At 38.2% G+C, this 16,952-nt stretch carries 13 protein-coding genes; 6 read left to right on the forward strand and 7 right to left on the reverse strand.

Going from position 1 to position 16,952, the window contains the following annotated elements; translation table 11 throughout:
• Positions 1-136 precede the first annotated feature (136 nt).
• The 5 genes from Bra60_RS06085 (at position 137) to Bra60_RS06105 (ending at position 5,622) form a co-directional block, all read left to right on the forward strand.
• Positions 137-817 (forward strand): YggS family pyridoxal phosphate-dependent enzyme, encoded by a 681-nt coding sequence (locus Bra60_RS06085; protein ID WP_078688930.1) that lies wholly within the window; start codon positions 137-139, stop codon positions 815-817.
• A gap of 421 nt (positions 818-1,238) precedes the next feature.
• Positions 1,239-3,194 carry an acetate--CoA ligase gene (acs, locus tag Bra60_RS06090; RefSeq protein ID WP_035006505.1) on the forward strand — a complete coding sequence of 652 codons (1,956 nt, stop codon included), beginning with the start codon at positions 1,239-1,241 and terminating at the stop codon, positions 3,192-3,194.
• Positions 3,195-3,295: 101 nt separating this feature from the next.
• Positions 3,296-3,955 carry a cell division ATP-binding protein FtsE gene (gene ftsE / locus Bra60_RS06095; RefSeq protein WP_035006504.1) on the forward strand — a complete coding sequence of 220 codons (660 nt, stop codon included), beginning with the start codon at positions 3,296-3,298 and terminating at the stop codon, positions 3,953-3,955.
• Positions 3,948-4,922 carry a cell division protein FtsX gene (locus Bra60_RS06100; protein ID WP_078688932.1) on the forward strand — a complete coding sequence of 325 codons (975 nt, stop codon included), beginning with the start codon at positions 3,948-3,950 and terminating at the stop codon, positions 4,920-4,922. Before ftsE ends, Bra60_RS06100 begins: the two co-directional genes overlap by 8 nt.
• Positions 4,923-4,926: 4 nt before the next feature.
• Positions 4,927-5,622: a YdcF family protein gene (locus Bra60_RS06105; protein ID WP_078688933.1), complete on the forward strand. Its 696-nt coding sequence runs from the start codon at positions 4,927-4,929 to the stop codon at positions 5,620-5,622.
• Positions 5,623-5,797: 175 nt separating this feature from the next.
• Here Bra60_RS06105 and Bra60_RS06110 read toward each other — a convergent pair whose 3' ends face one another.
• The 6 genes from Bra60_RS06110 to Bra60_RS06135 form a co-directional block, all read right to left on the reverse strand.
• Positions 5,798-7,780: a MacB family efflux pump subunit gene (locus tag Bra60_RS06110; protein WP_078688934.1), complete on the reverse strand. Its 1,983-nt coding sequence runs from the start codon at positions 7,778-7,780 to the stop codon at positions 5,798-5,800.
• A gap of 3 nt (positions 7,781-7,783) precedes the next feature.
• A complete protein-coding gene (locus Bra60_RS06115) occupies positions 7,784-9,004 on the reverse strand; it encodes an efflux RND transporter periplasmic adaptor subunit (protein WP_371326067.1) in 1,221 nt (406 codons plus the stop codon).
• Complete coding sequence (locus Bra60_RS06120) at positions 9,004-10,488, reverse strand: efflux transporter outer membrane subunit (RefSeq protein ID WP_078688935.1); 1,485 nt, start codon at positions 10,486-10,488, stop codon at positions 9,004-9,006. The genes Bra60_RS06115 and Bra60_RS06120 overlap by 1 nt, the downstream gene beginning before the upstream one ends.
• A gap of 53 nt (positions 10,489-10,541) precedes the next feature.
• Positions 10,542-11,360, reverse strand: a complete 819-nt coding sequence (locus Bra60_RS06125) for an exodeoxyribonuclease III (protein ID WP_078688936.1) — start codon at positions 11,358-11,360, stop codon at positions 10,542-10,544.
• Entirely contained in the window at positions 11,360-11,992 is a 633-nt protein-coding gene (locus Bra60_RS06130; protein WP_078688937.1) for a LolA family protein, read from the reverse strand. The genes Bra60_RS06125 and Bra60_RS06130 overlap by 1 nt, the downstream gene beginning before the upstream one ends.
• Before the next feature lie 100 nt (positions 11,993-12,092).
• Positions 12,093-14,510: an FtsK/SpoIIIE family DNA translocase gene (locus Bra60_RS06135; RefSeq protein ID WP_078698155.1), complete on the reverse strand. Its 2,418-nt coding sequence runs from the start codon at positions 14,508-14,510 to the stop codon at positions 12,093-12,095.
• Between the two features lie 188 nt (positions 14,511-14,698).
• Between Bra60_RS06135 and Bra60_RS06140 the strand changes: the two genes are divergently transcribed.
• Positions 14,699-15,943, forward strand: a complete 1,245-nt coding sequence (locus Bra60_RS06140; protein WP_078688939.1) for a ubiquinone biosynthesis hydroxylase — start codon at positions 14,699-14,701, stop codon at positions 15,941-15,943.
• 216 nt (positions 15,944-16,159) lie between these two features.
• Here Bra60_RS06140 and Bra60_RS06145 read toward each other — a convergent pair whose 3' ends face one another.
• Positions 16,160-16,939: a succinate dehydrogenase iron-sulfur subunit gene (locus tag Bra60_RS06145; RefSeq protein WP_078688940.1), complete on the reverse strand. Its 780-nt coding sequence runs from the start codon at positions 16,937-16,939 to the stop codon at positions 16,160-16,162.
• Positions 16,940-16,952: the final 13 nt, after the last annotated feature.

Below are 16,952 nucleotides of genomic sequence, written 5' to 3' on the forward strand. Positions count from 1 at the left end.
TCTTTATAAAATTAACTTCAAAATTCTTGCAAGATTCACCACGGATTAACTTTATCGTCAACCTTTTCATGAATTATTTTAAAGCTTTTATAAAAAAATTATCTCATTCCTGCATAAAAACAGAAAGCACACCCCTATGAATATACCTCATATTTCCTCTATTGACGCGTGGAAAAACCTTCAACAAGACATTGCCAAAACATGTCATGACTATCATCGCCCCGTGGAGAATATTCAACTCATTGCTGTTTCAAAAACTGTTGCCGCAAACAATATTGTTCCTCTTCTACAAGCAGGCCACTCCCTTTTTGCTGAAAATCGCGTGCAAGAAGCAGCCGAAAAATGGCCTTCCTTACGACAAAAATTCAACACAATCGAACTTCATCTTATTGGTCCCTTACAATCCAACAAAACAGCAGAAGCTGTCAGAATCTTCGATGCGATTCAAACTGTTGATCGAGAAAAAATAGCTAAAAGCCTAGCAGAAGAAATGCACAAGCAAAAAAAGCATCTCCCCTGCTATATCCAAGTCAATATAGGATTAGAACCACAAAAAAGTGGCATTTTTCCACACGAAGTGAAAGCCTTTGTTGCTCAATGCAAAAATAATTACGGGCTTGATATCGTCGGACTGATGGGCATCCCTCCTATTCAAGAAAATCCCGGCCCTTATTTTGCTCTTTTAGCAAAACTTGCAAAAGAAATTGGTCTTTCAAAACTCTCTATGGGCATGTCCAATGACTTTAAAATCGCTCTCCAATTTGGTGCAAATGTTCTTCGTATTGGATCAGCTTTATTTGGTCCCCGCTCCTTTTAATGATTGTCTTTTTTAAGACTTTCCACCTTTTACAAACACACATAAAAAAGCTTTTTTTGATCTTCATTGCATAAAATTAACTATTCAAGCCTATGACTTAAACTAAGTTAAATATAAAATTTTCATTCTTATCAAAGTACTCATGAAAAAGTTGTCCCCAAAATAGAATAACAAGATAGCCATAGAGCAATCTTTTTGATATCAATAAAATAGGAGGGAAACAATGTCTGAAAAAACTTACCAGATCCAATGTATCTCAAAAATAGCATAACAAGAGAGCAACAGAGCAATCTTTTTGACATCAATAAATGAAGGGGAACAACGTCTGAAAAAACTTATCAGACCCAATGCATCTCAAAAAACAGAAGAACAAGAGAGCCATAGAGCAATCTTTTTGACATCAATAAAATAGGGGGAAACAATGTCTGAAAAAACTTATCCAGTACCAATGCATCTCAAAAAAAATGCTTTCATTCACTACGAAACCTACCAACAACAGTATCAAGAAAGCATTAACAATCCAGAAGCTTTCTGGGCAAAACATGGTCGCCGTATTGAATGGTTTAAACCCTACACAAAGGCAAAAAACGCTTCATTTAATGACTCTGTATCGATTAAATGGTATGAAGATGGAATTACCAATGTAGCTTATAATTGCATTGATCGTCATTTAAAAAATCACGGTGATCAAATCGCACTTATTTGGGAAAGTGATGATCCCAATATTGATCAAAAAATAACTTATAATTCTCTGTATGAAAAAGTCTGTCGTTTTGCAAACATCTTAAAAAAATACGGTATTAAAAAAGGAGACAGAGTCACCATCTATCTACCAATGATTCCTGAAGCAGCTTACGCTATGCTCGCATGTGCCCGTATTGGAGCTATTCATTCAGTTATCTTTGCTGGTTTTTCTGCTGAAGCGATTGCAGGGCGTCTCATTGATTGTGAATCAACTTTTATCATTACTGCTGATCAAGGTTTACGTGGAGGAAAAACAATTAATTTAAAAGAGAATATTGATCAAGCTATTCATATAGCAGCACGCCACAATGTGCATGTCAACCACGTCATGGTCATACAACGCACAAATGAAAAAATTAACTGGGTTGCAGAACGTGACTTCTGGTACCATGAAGAAGCACTTCAAGCTCCAACTGATTGTCCCCCTGAAAAAATGAATGCAGAAGATCCTCTTTTTATACTCTATACCTCAGGATCAACAGGCAAACCAAAAGGTGTTCTGCATACAACAGGTGGATATCTTGTCTATGTATCGATGACACATCAATATGTTTTTGATTACCATCCCCATGAAATTTATTGGTGTACAGCTGACATTGGCTGGATTACTGGCCACTCTTATTTGGTCTATGGACCTTTATGTAATGGTGCGACTACCTTAATGTTCGAAGGCACACCAACTTTCCCTGATAAAGGGAGATTCTGGGATATTGTCGATAAACACAAAGTCAATACACTCTACACCGCACCAACGGCTATTCGTGCTTTAATGGGCGCAGGAGACTCATATGTCACCCGCTCTCAAAGAACCTCTCTTCGCCTCTTAGGAACAGTAGGCGAACCGATCAATCCAGAAGCATGGGAATGGTTTTATCATACCATTGGAGACAGCCGTTGTCCCATTCTTGACACATGGTGGCAAACAGAAACAGGAGGACATATCATCACTCCTCTCCCCGGAGTAACAACACTCAAACCGGGATCAGCTACACATCCATTCTTTGGCATCCGTTTACAAATCATTGATGCGCAAGGAAATGTTTTGGAAGGAGAAGCAGAAGGAAGCCTTTGTATCGCTGATTCATGGCCTGGTCAAATGCGCACCCTTTATAATAACCATGAGCGCTTTATCCAAACATATTTTTCCACATATAAAGGAAAATATTTTACAGGCGATGGATGTAAACGGGATAGCGATGGCTATTATTGGATTACAGGACGAATTGATGATATACTTAATGTTTCTGGTCACAGACTAGGAACTGCTGAACTTGAATCAGCCCTTGTTTCACACCCTTCTGTTTCAGAAGCAGCTATTGTAGGATATCCTCACTCTATTAAAGGACAAGGAATTTATAGTTTTGTAACCTTAATGGAAGGGATAACATCAAGTGAGGAGTTACACCAAAATCTTATTCAACATGTAAAAAAAGAAATTGGGGCTATTGCAATAATAGATAAACTTCAATTTACTGCTCAATTGCCCAAAACACGATCAGGAAAAATCATGAGACGTATTTTGCGAAAAATTGCTGAAAATGATCTTGATACTCTAGGAGATATTTCAACCCTTGCCGAACCACAAGTCATCGATGATCTTATTGCAAACCGGCAAAATATAGAAAATAATTGAGGTTACCAATAGAACAATAACATTGGAAAAAGAAAGTAAATTAAGTACTTAAGAGAGCATTGTCATCATATTCACTCCAAAAACAGAAGTGGTATTTAAAAGTGATTCGTTTTGAAAATGTTGGTTTGCGCTATGGAATGGGACCCGAAATCCTCCGGGATATTAGCTTTCACATTCCCGAAGGGTCGTTTCAATTTATAACCGGAGCTTCTGGATCAGGAAAAACATCGTTGATGCGTCTTATGTTTCTTGCAATCAAACCAAATCGTGGTCACATTGATTTATTTGGCAATGATACAGCATTACTTAAACGACGAGAGCTTCCTGCTCTACGACGACGTATTGGGGTTGTTTTTCAAGATTTTCGATTGCTTGATCATATGACAACTTATGAAAATGTTGCTCTGCCTTTACGCATCAAAGGACAAGAAGAAGCAACCTATCGCAGTGAAGTGGAAGATCTTTTGCGATGGGTTGGTCTTGGAAATTATATTCATGTTTTACCACCCGTCCTTTCAGGTGGAGAAAAACAAAGAGTAGCGATTGCACGTGCTCTTATTGATCAACCCGAAATTCTTCTCGCAGATGAGCCCACAGGAAACGTTGATCCATCTTTAGCATCGCGCTTACTTCGCTTATTTATTGAATTAAATCGTTTTGGCACAGCTGTCGTCATTGCTACCCACGATATCTCATTGATGGAGCAAGTTTCAGCGCGGCGTTTAATTCTTCACCAGGGACGGATGACAATTTATGAATAAATCTTCCTCCATTTTCTACATTCTAAAACGCATCTTTACAGCTGATAAAGGAAAAAGAACACCTCTTATTCCTAGTAATAATATCTCTGGGCAAGCATTAGTTGCAGTCATTGCTATTATGACATTTCTTTCAAGCTTAACATTAATCAGCGTTGATTTAATACAACGCGCTGCCAATAACTGGAGCAGTCAAATAAGCTATGAAGCAACGATTCAAATCCGTCCAATTGAAAATATTGATATTGAAAAATCTCTCCATGATGCTGTTAAATTAGTGAAAACATTTCAAGGTGTACAAAACGCCAAAATTATTGATCAAAGAGCCACTGAACAATTACTCGAACCATGGCTTGGAACAGGTATATCCCTCAAAGAATTTCCCATTCCCCGACTTATCATTGTCACTTTGAAAGAAAATGAAAAAATTGATTTTCAAGCAATCAGTCACGCTATTAAAACACAAATTCCAGGTGGTCAATTCGATGATCACCGCTTTTGGATGAATCGATTTAGCACTATGACACAAACAACTGTTTTTATTGGTTTTGCAATTCTAGCTCTCATTCTTGGCTCATTAATCCTTACAATTATTTTCGCTACACGTAACGCGCTAGCAGAAAATGCACATATCATTAATGTCTTATATTTTCTGGGTACTGAAACCGTCTTCATTGCCCAACAGTTTGATTGGCATTTTTTTAAAACTGCATTCCGCGGTGCATTATATGGCGGTGTGATCAGTATACTACTCTTTAATGTTTTTCTTTTTTGGACAAATTACAATTTAGGTTTAGAAAAAACGCGTCAAATTATCGCTTTATTTGGGCACTTTTTCATTAGTTTGACCACCTATGGAAAAATTTTCATTCTTATTCTTTGTGTTGCTATCATCACAGCGCTTACCAATCGAATTACGATTCTCGCACAACTTAAAAAAATCGATCAATGCGAAAACGGCTTATTTTAATTTTATGACCCACAATACTCCTGATCCCAATTTTTCGCATGACAATTTTGCCCATGATAGACCGCAAAATTCTCTTCTTAAATACAGAATAGATGTTACGAGAAAACGTAAACGATTTTTTTACTATTTGCCACCAACAGCATTCTTTATTTTGATCATCATTCTCATTTTTTGTTTTACTTTTGTTGCCTTTACTGAAAAAGTTGGGCAGCTTACTCCTCCACAGCCTTTACCGAAAGCTGATGCTATTATTGTCCTTACAGGAGGAAAAAACAGAATAGAAACAGGATTAAAGCTTTTACAAAAAAAGCTTGGTTCGCGACTCTTAATCAGCGGAGTGAACACAACAACACATCCCAACAGACTGATCCGTATCATGAACATCAATCCTCGACTCTTTTCCTGTTGTGTTGACATTGATCATCAAGCGGTCAACACTCAAGGAAACGCTAAAGAAAGTACTCATTGGATCAAAAAGCATCGCTATAAAACACTTTATATCGTTACTCACGATTATCATATGATCCGTTCTTTACTTGAGTTTAAATATTTAATGCCTGACGTCAATTTTATTGCCTATCCGATAAAACAAAATGTTGCGGATAACTGGATAAAACAAGCCAATCAAATACGTCTTCTTGCCCTTGAATATATCAAAAGCATCAGTGTAAAAATAAGAATCATATTGTCTTCTTTGTAAAAAAATTTTCAACTGTCTTTTCACTTTAGACAATCAATCCTTTTTTCATATTTCCCTGCATCATAGATATTTTTAACTCTTAACATTCCAAAAACAACTCAACAATCTTATAAACAAGACCATCCTTTGCTCTTACAATTACGAAAAGAGTCATCATCCTCTTGAATGAAGTTTCTCAATCCCGTGCAAGAGCAACGACAGGATCAAGCCGTGAAGCTTTTCGTGCTGGAAAAAAACCAAAGCCCACCCCAATAAAGGCTGCAAAGAGAACAGCTATTATGATTGAACGAACAGTATAAATCAATTGTATAGGAGAATTTCCCAACATAAATATCCCCCCAATAGCAAGTCCAAAGAGAACCCCTAAACTTCCACCAATCAGACAAACCAAAATTGATTCAATTAAAAATTGTTGCAAAATATCACTCTGACGTGCACCAATCGCCATACGTACCCCAATTTCATTAATCCGCTCAGAAACAGTAACAAGCATAATATTCATGACTCCAATTCCGCCCACAATGAGTGAAATTGCTGCAATTGAAGTCACTAAAAGCGTTAAAATATCTGTACTATTCACAATTTTTTTGCGAAACTCTTCCGAATTTTTAATAAAAAAATCTTCTTGCCCATGCCGCATAATTAACAAACGCCGAATCATAGTTTCTGCTAAATGTGAATCAACGTTATCAGCAATTTTAAGAATAATAGCACGAACATCTGTTCTACCAAGAAAGCGCATTTGTACTGCCGTATAAGGCAAATAAATCTGTATTGTATCTGAAACACCGCTATTGTTTTGTGAATCCACAACACCAATGATACGAGCTGGCACATTCCCCACACGTATAATTTTTCCAATAGGATTTTCTTGACTATGGGGAAAAAGAACAGAAAGCGCCTCTTTTTCTATGATCAAATCAACAGCCCGATCACGCACACTTGATTGATCAAATAACCTTCCTTGAATGACTTTCAGCCCCTGTATTTCAAAAAATTGTTCTCCTACACCAACAACAATAGCCTTTGTTTCAATTGCATTATAATACACCATCGAGCTTACCGAAATCTGAGACGTAACACCAGCAACATAAGGCAATTCAGACAGTGCTTCTGCATCTGCCTCTACTAAACTGGTTATTTTTCCCGATTGTGGATCAGAAAAGCTTTTACCTGGCATAATTGTCAAAGTATTGGTCCCGAAACTCTTTAAATTTTCAAGAATCTTTTTCTGGGTACCATTTCCCAAAGCAATCATCGCAACAACTGAAGAAATACCGATAATCATCCCAAGCATTGTTAAAAAAGTCCGCATCCGATGGGCATTCATGGCCAATAAAGCCATAACAAACGCTTCACCAAAACGTCCCATAAAAGCGCGGAAAATTCCCAACTGTTGAGTACTTTTGAAATCACCTTCTTTTTGAAAAGAGTGTTCCTTATTAGGTGTTTTGTTAATTTTTGAAACAGTATCAGAAATAATCTCCCCATCACTGATCTCAATAATACGATCTGCCCTTTCGGCGACCTGCATATCATGCGTTACAATGATAATAGTCCGTCCCTCTTGATGAAGCTCATCTAAAATATGCAAAACTTCTTGACCACTTTTTTTGTCTAAAGCACCGGTTGGTTCATCTGCAAGAATAATATCAGCATCATTCATTAAAGCACGAGCAATTGAAACACGTTGCTGCTGCCCTCCTGAGAGCTGATTGGGATAATGGCTCATCCGATCACGCATTCCTAAACGTGTTAAAAGGCTCTGTGCACGTTGTTTTCTTATTTCTGCTGAACATCCTGCATAAATAGCCGGAATTTCAACATTTCCAAGAGCCGTTAATTCTTTGAGCAAATGATAACGCTGGAAAATAAAACCAAAATGATTGCGTCGCAAAGCTGATAAATCATCTGCTGAAAGCAAAGCCGTATCTTTACCAGCAATCCAATAGCGCCCTGAACTTTGTCGATCCAGACAGCCTAAAATATTCATGAGCGTAGATTTTCCTGAACCTGATGCTCCTACAATTGCAACCATCTCGCCACGCTTAATGGTTAAATTAATGTTTTTTAAAACACGGATCAATGTCTCACCTGCACGAAATTCGCGGACAACATCTTCCAAGACAAGAACAGTATCCTTCGATTCTGTTATCATGTTTTAAGCCCTATTTTCACTCTGCAAATTAGAAGATACGAGCAACCCATCTCGTGCACCAACCACCACCACATCCCCCTCATTAAGCCCAGAAACAATCTCAGCCATCACTTTATTATTGAGTCCGACTGTTACTTGTTTTGTAATCACTTTATCGCGACCAACCAAAAGCTGCACCCATGCTTTACGCTCTTTTGTCTCATTGCGCAAAGCATCACTTGGAACCAACAAGACATTTCGAGCACGCCCTAATATAATATGCACTTGAGCGGTCATATAAGTGCGCAAAAAACGATCTTTATTGTTAACATGCACAAGCCCATTATAATAGATAGCTGATGACGCTAAAGAGCTCGATCCCGACATGTTAGGGTTAATACTAATATCGCTACGAATATCTTCAGGAGCAGGTTCTATTGTCTCTAATGATCCCTCATAACGACGTTTTGCGTCTCCTAAAATGGTGAAATAAAGATCTTGTCCTGCATGAACTTTTAAAATATCCGCTTCTGAGATTTGTGCCTTAATTGTCATTTTCGTCAAATCTCCTAAAATAACAATTGTCGGTGCTGACTGAGTTGCATTAATATTTTGTCCTTCTTCGACAACGGTTGCTAAAACTGTTCCTGAAGAAGGCGCTGTTATCTTCGTATAGCTTAAATTCACTTCTGCACTTCTCACATCAATTTGTGCTTGCACAATCTGTTCCTGAAGTTGAGCAATTTGAGCTTCACGTATTTTGACTTGCGTGACTGCATCATCAAAATTAGCACGTGAAACTGCTCGTGCTTCAATCAGTTTATTTTGACGCTCTAAATTTTGTTTTGCCAAAGTGAGATAAGCTTCATGCTCTTTTAAACTCGCATAATAATAGGACAAGACTGCTTTTTTTCTTTTCAGATCATTTTCCTGATCCGTAGGGTCAATCTCTGCTATAAGATCTCCTTCTTCTACAAAATCTCCTGATGAAACACGGACAGAAACCACACGCCCTGTTGCACGCGCACCAACAGCCACCAATCGATAAGGACGCACAATTCCAGAAGCTAAAACCGTTTCTTCAATATCACCACGCGTAACCACTGCTGTCATATAATTTGGTGTATTTTTACTCCCAAATAAAACAAAGAGCATCTTAAAGGCAAAGATGATAATAACCACACTGCAAAATAAAAAAAGCTTTTTGCGTTTTATGGTTGCATATTTTTCCATAAGATATTTCATCATTGTTTCGCCCTCACATGTGAACTGGTAATCTTATCAACGACCTCTGGACGAGATACATCAACGACACCATTCCATCCTCCTCCTAATGCCTTCATCAATGCGATATAATGCTTTGCCAAAGTGATAGAGCTATCACTCAATGACATTTGCGAAGAATAGTAGGAACGATAAGCATTGAGTAATTCGAGAAAGCTGGTATTACCACTTTCAAAAAGGTCTTGCGAAAGCTTCAATGAATGTGAATAAGCTGCATTTGCAGCCAATAACTTTTTTAAACGCTGTTGTTCTTTGTACAATCGCACCAATGCATTCTCTACTTCTTCTAAAGCTCCTAACACTGCCGCTCGATAAGCAATAAAAGCTTGATCACGCTGAGCACGTGCTACAGCAATCGAGGCAACCACTTGTCCTCCATTAAAAAAAGGAAAGCGAATATTTGGTCCAAAGGACCAACCAATCGTCGAACCTTTTGCTAATTGACCCACGGATTCTGCTGTTGTAGAAATATTACCTGTTAAGCTTAATGAAGGGTAACGTTCTGCTTCGCGTTGACCAATTCGCGCTGTCGCTTGAGCATATTGACGCTCAGCACGTCGTAAATCTGGACGTGTCAACAAAATATCAGCAGGAATTCCCACAGAGATTGGCCATTTTGGTTTTGGAATCTGTTTCTTTTTAGCGCTTTTTTGCAAAAAATCCTGTAATGCTACAGGCACACGCCCAGTTAAAACAGAAAGACGATGAATACTCATCGATAAATTCACTTCCATCTGTAAAATATCGGCCTCTGTATTGATCATTTGTGCTCGTGCATTTGAATTATCCAGCTCTGAGATGTCCCCAGCTTTCAATTTAGCCTCTATTAATTGCGCTGTTTTTCGCTGCGACGCAGCAATAGAGCGCGCAATCGACAGTTTTTGTTGCCAACCACGCATTTCAACATAATTCGTTGCGATATCTCCTAAAAGAGTAACCATTGTAGCCCGCAGATCCTCTACCGCTGCATCAAGGCCATAACGTGCTGCTTCAACTGCTCTTTTATGTCCCCCAAACAGATCAAGCTCCCAACTTGCATCAAAACCACCACGATATTGACTCAAAGAAGTATCAGACTGACTAGAACTATGAGTGCCGACAATGGAACTTGAAATACTTGGCGAAAGATGTCCAATCGATTGCCCTAAACTAGCCCGCGCTTCACGAACCCGCGCTTTCGCAACCGCAATACTATTATTTGCAGCGATTGCATCATGAATCAACGCATCTAAAATCGGATCATTAAAATTTCGCCACCAACCCGCAAGTGTAGCGGAATGTTCAAGAGTTTGTACAGAAGAATGTTGCCCCCAAATTGCTGGAACAGAAAAAGATGTTTTACGATAATCGGGGCCAACAACACACCCTGGCAGAACAAAAAAAAACAGACAAAAAGGATGCAAAAACCCTTTTAATAGAATCTGTTTTAAATGACTGATCCCCATCCATTCCTCTGCATTCTTCGAGAATTAATCCATTCCTTTTCTTCATTCAATGCTTATTCTAAATTGCCTGAAAAATCAAATAAAGTTTGTACTGGGACATGATCTGAAGGCTGAAGCCATCCCCGTGTATCACGAAAAATTGCAAGTTCTTTAACGAAAGGCACTAAATTTGGTGAAGACCAAATATGGTCAAGCCGTCGACCGCGATCAGAAAGTGCCCAATCACGTGCACGATAACTCCACCAGGTATAAAGTTTAGTAGGAATTGGAAATTTCATCCGCATCAAATCAACCCATCCACCTTCACAACATAAAGCTTGTAAACGCTCTGTCTCAATCGGCGTATGGCTAACAACCTTCAATAATTGCTTATGAGACCAAACATCCTCTGGCAAAGGAGCAATATTAAGATCACCTAACAAAAGAGACTCTAAACCATCTCCCTGATCCGCACGGATAGAAGACATTTCTTCTAAAAAATCGAGTTTATGACGAAATTTTTCATTTTTGTTTACATCAGGTTCATCACCACCAGCAGGAACATAAAAATTATGAATCCGAATTTTTCTCCCATGAAGTTCAATAACAACTGAAAGGTGACGACAATCTTCTTTTTGACAAAAGAAACGCCTTTCAACACTAATAAAAGGCAAACGAGAAATAATCGCCACGCCATGATAAGATTTTTGACCACTCAATGCGATATGCTGATAACCTGCTGCTTCAAAAAATTGACGTGGAAATAAATCATCTGGACATTTTATTTCTTGTAAGCATAACATATCTACAGAAAAAATATCTAAATACTGAAGAACCTGGGAAAGGCGCAAACGAATAGAATTAATATTCCAAGTAGCAATATGAAAAAGCATTAATTGTTATTCCGACTTTGTAGCGTCACAGTATTTTTATGGGGAATGACGAACATATCATCAGAAAATCTAACGTTTGTACGCACATTCATGATTTTAACAGTTGTTTCTAAATTTTGTTGATCAAGAATTGCCCATTGTCGCAACGCATAACTTTGAGAATCAAAGATCATCTTTATTTGCCCTTTTCCAATTGTTTTATCCCGTAAAACAATCATGATTGTTGTCGGATCCTCTCGAAATGCTAACAAATTTTCTGACGATAAATGAATCACATTCCCTAATAAAAATTTCATTGGTGTTTGAGACAACTGGTAAAAGCTCCATGTATTTAAAGCCCGATTGTTAATCCCTACAGATTTACCATCTGAAATAACCTGCAATGGCACGCCTTTGTAACTAAAACGAATTTTCCCTGGACGCTCCAAATAAAATGTTCCTTTTGTCATTTTTCCCTTTGGATTAAATTGAATAAAATCCCCTGTCATCACTTTGATCGCCGCAAAATGATTAATAATATTCTGAGCCCGAGCAAACTGCTTTGCTGACTGCGAAAAAGCAGGACTACTCAACAGAAAAAATAACAAAATAAGACTAAACGTTCTTCTTAACGTAAAAAAATACACCCTCATACATCATGCTCCTCATGTGCTCACCATACATACTCTATTGATTTTTATATAAGCAATAGATGATAAGAACTTTCTAAAAATATGTTTTAAAAAACTTTATTTAAAAGGGTTCTTCTGAAGCAGGCACCAAAATTTCTCGTTTTCCTGCATGGTTAGCTGGGCTAATAATTCCTTCTTCTTCCATCCTCTCAATTAATGAAGCAGCACGATTATAGCCAATACCCAAACGGCGCTGAATATAAGAAGTTGAAGCTTTACGATCACGCAGAACCACCATCACAGCCTTTCTATAAGGCTCATCTTCTAAGGAAGAAACAGATGAAACACCACTTTCACGATCTGCAACTTCTTGTGTAATAGTCTCCAAATAATCAGGCATTGCTTGGTCTTTCAGGTGCGCAACAACCTGTTCAACTTCATCATCTGCAACAAAAGCTCCATGAATACGTTGAATACGTCCTCCTCCCATCATGAACAGCATATCCCCTTGCCCTAATAATTGTTCAGCCCCTTGTTCCCCCAAAATTGTCCGACTATCAATTTTTGAACTTACAGCAAAAGAAATGCGTGTAGGAAAATTTGCTTTAATTGTTCCTGTAATAACATCGACTGAAGGACGTTGTGTTGCCATAATAACATGAATACCAGCAGCACGTGCCATTTGCGCTAAACGTTGAACAGCGCCTTCAATCTCCTTACCAGCAACCATCATGAGATCTGCCATTTCATCAATAATAACAACAATATAAGGTAAAGGATTTAAATCGAGGGTCTCTGTTTCATATAAGGGCTCACCGGTCTTGTGATCAAATCCAACTTGAACCGTCCGTGTTAATACTTCACCCTGTTTTTTTGCTTCTTTTAAGCGAGCATTAAATCCATCAATATTGCGAACATTGACTTTTGACATTTTGCTGTAGCGCTCTTCCATTTCACGAACAGCCCATTTAAGAGCAATGACTGCTTTTTTAGGATCTGTCACCACGGGCGTCAATAAATGAGGAATGCCGTCATAAATCGAAAGCTCGAGCATTTTAGGATCAACCATGATTAAGCGACATTGTTCAGGTGTTAAACGATAAAGAAGAGACAAAATCATTGTATTAATAGCAACAGATTTACCTGATCCCGTCGTGCCTGCCACTAAAAGATGAGGCATCTTCGTTAAATCTGCAACAATTGTTTCACCGCCTATGGTTTTACCCAAAGCAAGCCCTAATTTTGCTTCAGTCCCAAAAAATTCCCGCGCCTGTAAAATTTCTCGCAAATAGACTATTTCACGAGATGCATTGGGTAATTCTATTCCAATAACATTCCGTCCTGGAACAACAGCAACACGCGCTGAAATAGAACGCATAGAGCGAGCAATATCATCTGCTAGCCCAATAATACGAGAAGATTTAATACCAGCAGCCGGCTCAAATTCATACAAGGTTACAACTGGACCAGGACGTGCATCAATAATTTCTCCCTTAACCCCAAAATCTAATAAAATATTTTTCAGTTCCTGAGAATTGGCTTTTAAAGTAGCAGGGGAAAGACGCATATTTTTTACTGCTGATGAAGGAATAGCAAGATAATCTAGCCGTGGAAGAGTAAAACAATATTTTGAACGCGCTTTTGAAGTCTTTACCACGAAGTTATCAGAAGCAGAAAGAGCTGTATTTTGGAAATCCTGAAATTCTGTTTTTTCATCAAAAAAAACCGGCTCAATTCGATCAAATGAATTTTCTATTTTTCTAAACCACCTCATAAACGAAAAAAAACGCTCAAAACGGGCTTGTAAAAAATAAAGAAAATGCAAAACTGCTCCAAAAGCTGTAGAGAAAAAACCACTATGGAGTTCATTATGAGAATATTCTTCATTTTCTAATGTCTCAAAAACTGGATCCACACGAACTGATTCGCTTTCACTTGTATCGGTCTGACGTCGCCACACTACATTGCCAGCAAAAATAGCCACTACAAAACTGGCAAATGCCAAAGCAATACCCCACAACACATTCTCTATAGATGAAGAAAAAGAAAATAAAAAAGAAATAACATTTAGAATCTTATCTCCCCAAACTCCTCCAAAACCAATCGGCAATGGCCAATTTGTAAAAGATGCAAAAGGGGTCATTAAAGCAAATGCAGTTGTAAACGAAATTATTGAAACCAACCATAAAAAAAGACGAAACAGAAAATTATGAATTCTTTTTTGTGCAAGTAACAAAAGTGACCAAAAGAATGGAGGCAACAAAATACCAAGACTTGCCAAACCAAAAAGTTGCATAGCAAGATCTGAAAAAACTGCACCAGGCCATCCCATAAGATTTGTGATCTCATTAGAACTAGCATAAGTCAATGATGGATCTACAAAATTCCACGTTGCTAAAGCTAAGATACAAAAAATCAAAAGCCCTAGAAGACCAAACCCAATCAAAACCCCTATTTGTTGCAAAAACATTTCAATAAAATGCGAATTTCGATATTCTGGTTTTTTTGGCAAATCATAAAGAGAGGAACCCCGATGCATTCATCAATCCCGAACGTAAGATTCTTAAAGCAAGAATTATATCTAAAATTTGTAACATAAAAAATATTAATACAGTTTTAACCAATATAATAACAACAATTTCTCTTTAAGACTGCACAAAAAATGATAATAAGATCAATATCCATATCATTTAAGATGAAATAACTGCTAAAAGTGAAAGAAACAACGTGACTTCTTACACCGATCAAACAATAAAACAATGTGACCTTCTTATTGCAGGTGGTGGAGTTGTTGGCTTGACTCTTGCTGTAGCTCTCAAACAGGCTGCCCCTGAACTGAAAATAAATGTTGTGGATGCCACTTCCCAAAGCAACACATCTCCCAAAAATACACAAGCATTTGCTCTTTCTGCCGCTTCTATTCGTATGCTTGAACAACTACAGTGCTGGAAACATATCAAACCTTACGCTCAACCTATCCATTCAATAACCATCACTGACGCACGTCTCAATGATCCAATCAAACCAATTTTTTTAACCTTTGAAAGAGATATAACACCCAAAGAACCCTTTGCAAGTATGATTGAAAATAAAAGGCTCATCAGTGCATTAAAAAAACGTGCAAAAGATTTGCATATCTCTTTTATCGAAAAAACCACTGTCGTTCATTTTCATCAAGAGAAGCAACATACAACCGTTACCTTAAGTAATAAAGAAACTTGGCAAACAAAATTGCTGGTTGCAGCGAATGGAGCACACTCTATATTACGAGAAAAAGCCGATCTTAAAAGCTTTGCTCATTTTTATCCACAAACAGCAATCACATGCATTATCGAACATGAAAAAGCCCACCATGGCCGAGCAATTCAACATTTCTTCCCTGCTGGACCTTTTGCTCTCCTGCCTCTCAAAGGCAACCGATTAGCTATCGTATGGAATGAAAAACATCACACCGCCCAATCTTATCTTAAAGCAGACGCTTTAATTTTTGAAGCAGAGATAGAAAAACGTATTGGTCATCAATTTGGAAAACTTTCTTGGAATGGTGAACGCCAAGCATTTCCCCTCGTTCTTTCCTTAACAAATCAATGCATCAAACCTCGTTTTGCTCTCATAGGAGATGCCGCCCACACAGTCCACCCTATTGCAGGACAAGGCCTTAATCTAGGACTCCGTGATAGTGCCGCTTTAGCTGAAGTCATCATCGAAACAGCACGATTGGGCCTCGATATCGGATCAATGACAGCTCTCGAACGCTATCAAAGTTGGCGACGTTTTGAAACTGTACGAATGTCTCTTAGTAATGACTGGCTCAACAGACTTTTTTCGAATGATATCTTACTCCTACGCCTCTTTCGCGATGTTGGCCTTGGACTTATTAATCAAATGCCAAAAATAAAAAAATATCTTATGCAAGAAGCTTCTGGACTCACCTCCAACGCACCACGCCTTCTCCGTGGACTTCCACTCTAACAACGAAAATAAACGCCTTCAATCTCCTGTATATCAACAACAAATAAGGAGTGATATAATAACACTCTCCTGCAAGCAACTATAACCACTCTGCAAAAAGTAAACATACAGAAAAGACTTTATACTTAAGCCGCGTCTACTTCATTTACCTTCAAAATACACATATACGAACCGCCAATGAGCCTGTACTTATTTTCTATTTTAGCTGGTAAATTTTCAAAGACGTCGTTCAACCATAAGCTTTTTAATTTCAGCAATCGCCTTAGCTGGATTTAAACCTTTCGGGCAAGTTTGCGCACAATTCATAATCGTGTGGCACCGATAAAGCCGAAAAGGATCTTCTAAATTATCAAGGCGCTCACCGCTCATTTCATCACGAGAATCAACAATCCAGCGATAAGCCTGGAGTAAAACAGCAGGCCCCAAATAACGATCACCATTCCACCAATAACTTGGGCACGACGTTTGACAGCATGCACAAAGGATACACTCATAAAGACCATCAATTTTCTGACGATCAGAATAGCTTTGTAACCATTCTTTTGCAGGCTTAGGAGAAACAGTTTTCAGCCAAGGCTCAATAGCGCGATGTTGCGCATAAAAACGCTTTAAATCAGGAACCAAATCTTTTACAATAGGCATAGAAGGAAGTGGATACACTTTAATTGGATGTTTTATATCATCCATTCCTTTAGTGCAAGCCAATGTATTGGTGCCATCAATATTCATCGCACATGAACCACAAATGCCCTCACGGCATGACCGACGAAGTGTTAAAGTTGGATCAATATGATTTTTAATAAATAAAAGCCCATCAAGAATCATCGGGCCACACAGTGAACGATCCACGTAATAAGTATCAAGATGCGGATTCTTCTCATCATCAGGTGACCAACGATAAATATGAAATTCTGTTAAATGCGTAGCACCTTCAGGTTTAGGCCAAACTTTTCCAGCTTTAACTTGAGAATTTTTGGGAAGCCTAATTTGTACCATAACTCACTTTCCC

Origin of the sequence: Bartonella sp. Raccoon60 (assembly GCF_002022585.1) — a bacterium.
In the GTDB taxonomy this organism is placed as follows: Bacteria; Pseudomonadota; Alphaproteobacteria; order Rhizobiales; family Rhizobiaceae; genus Bartonella; species Bartonella rochalimae.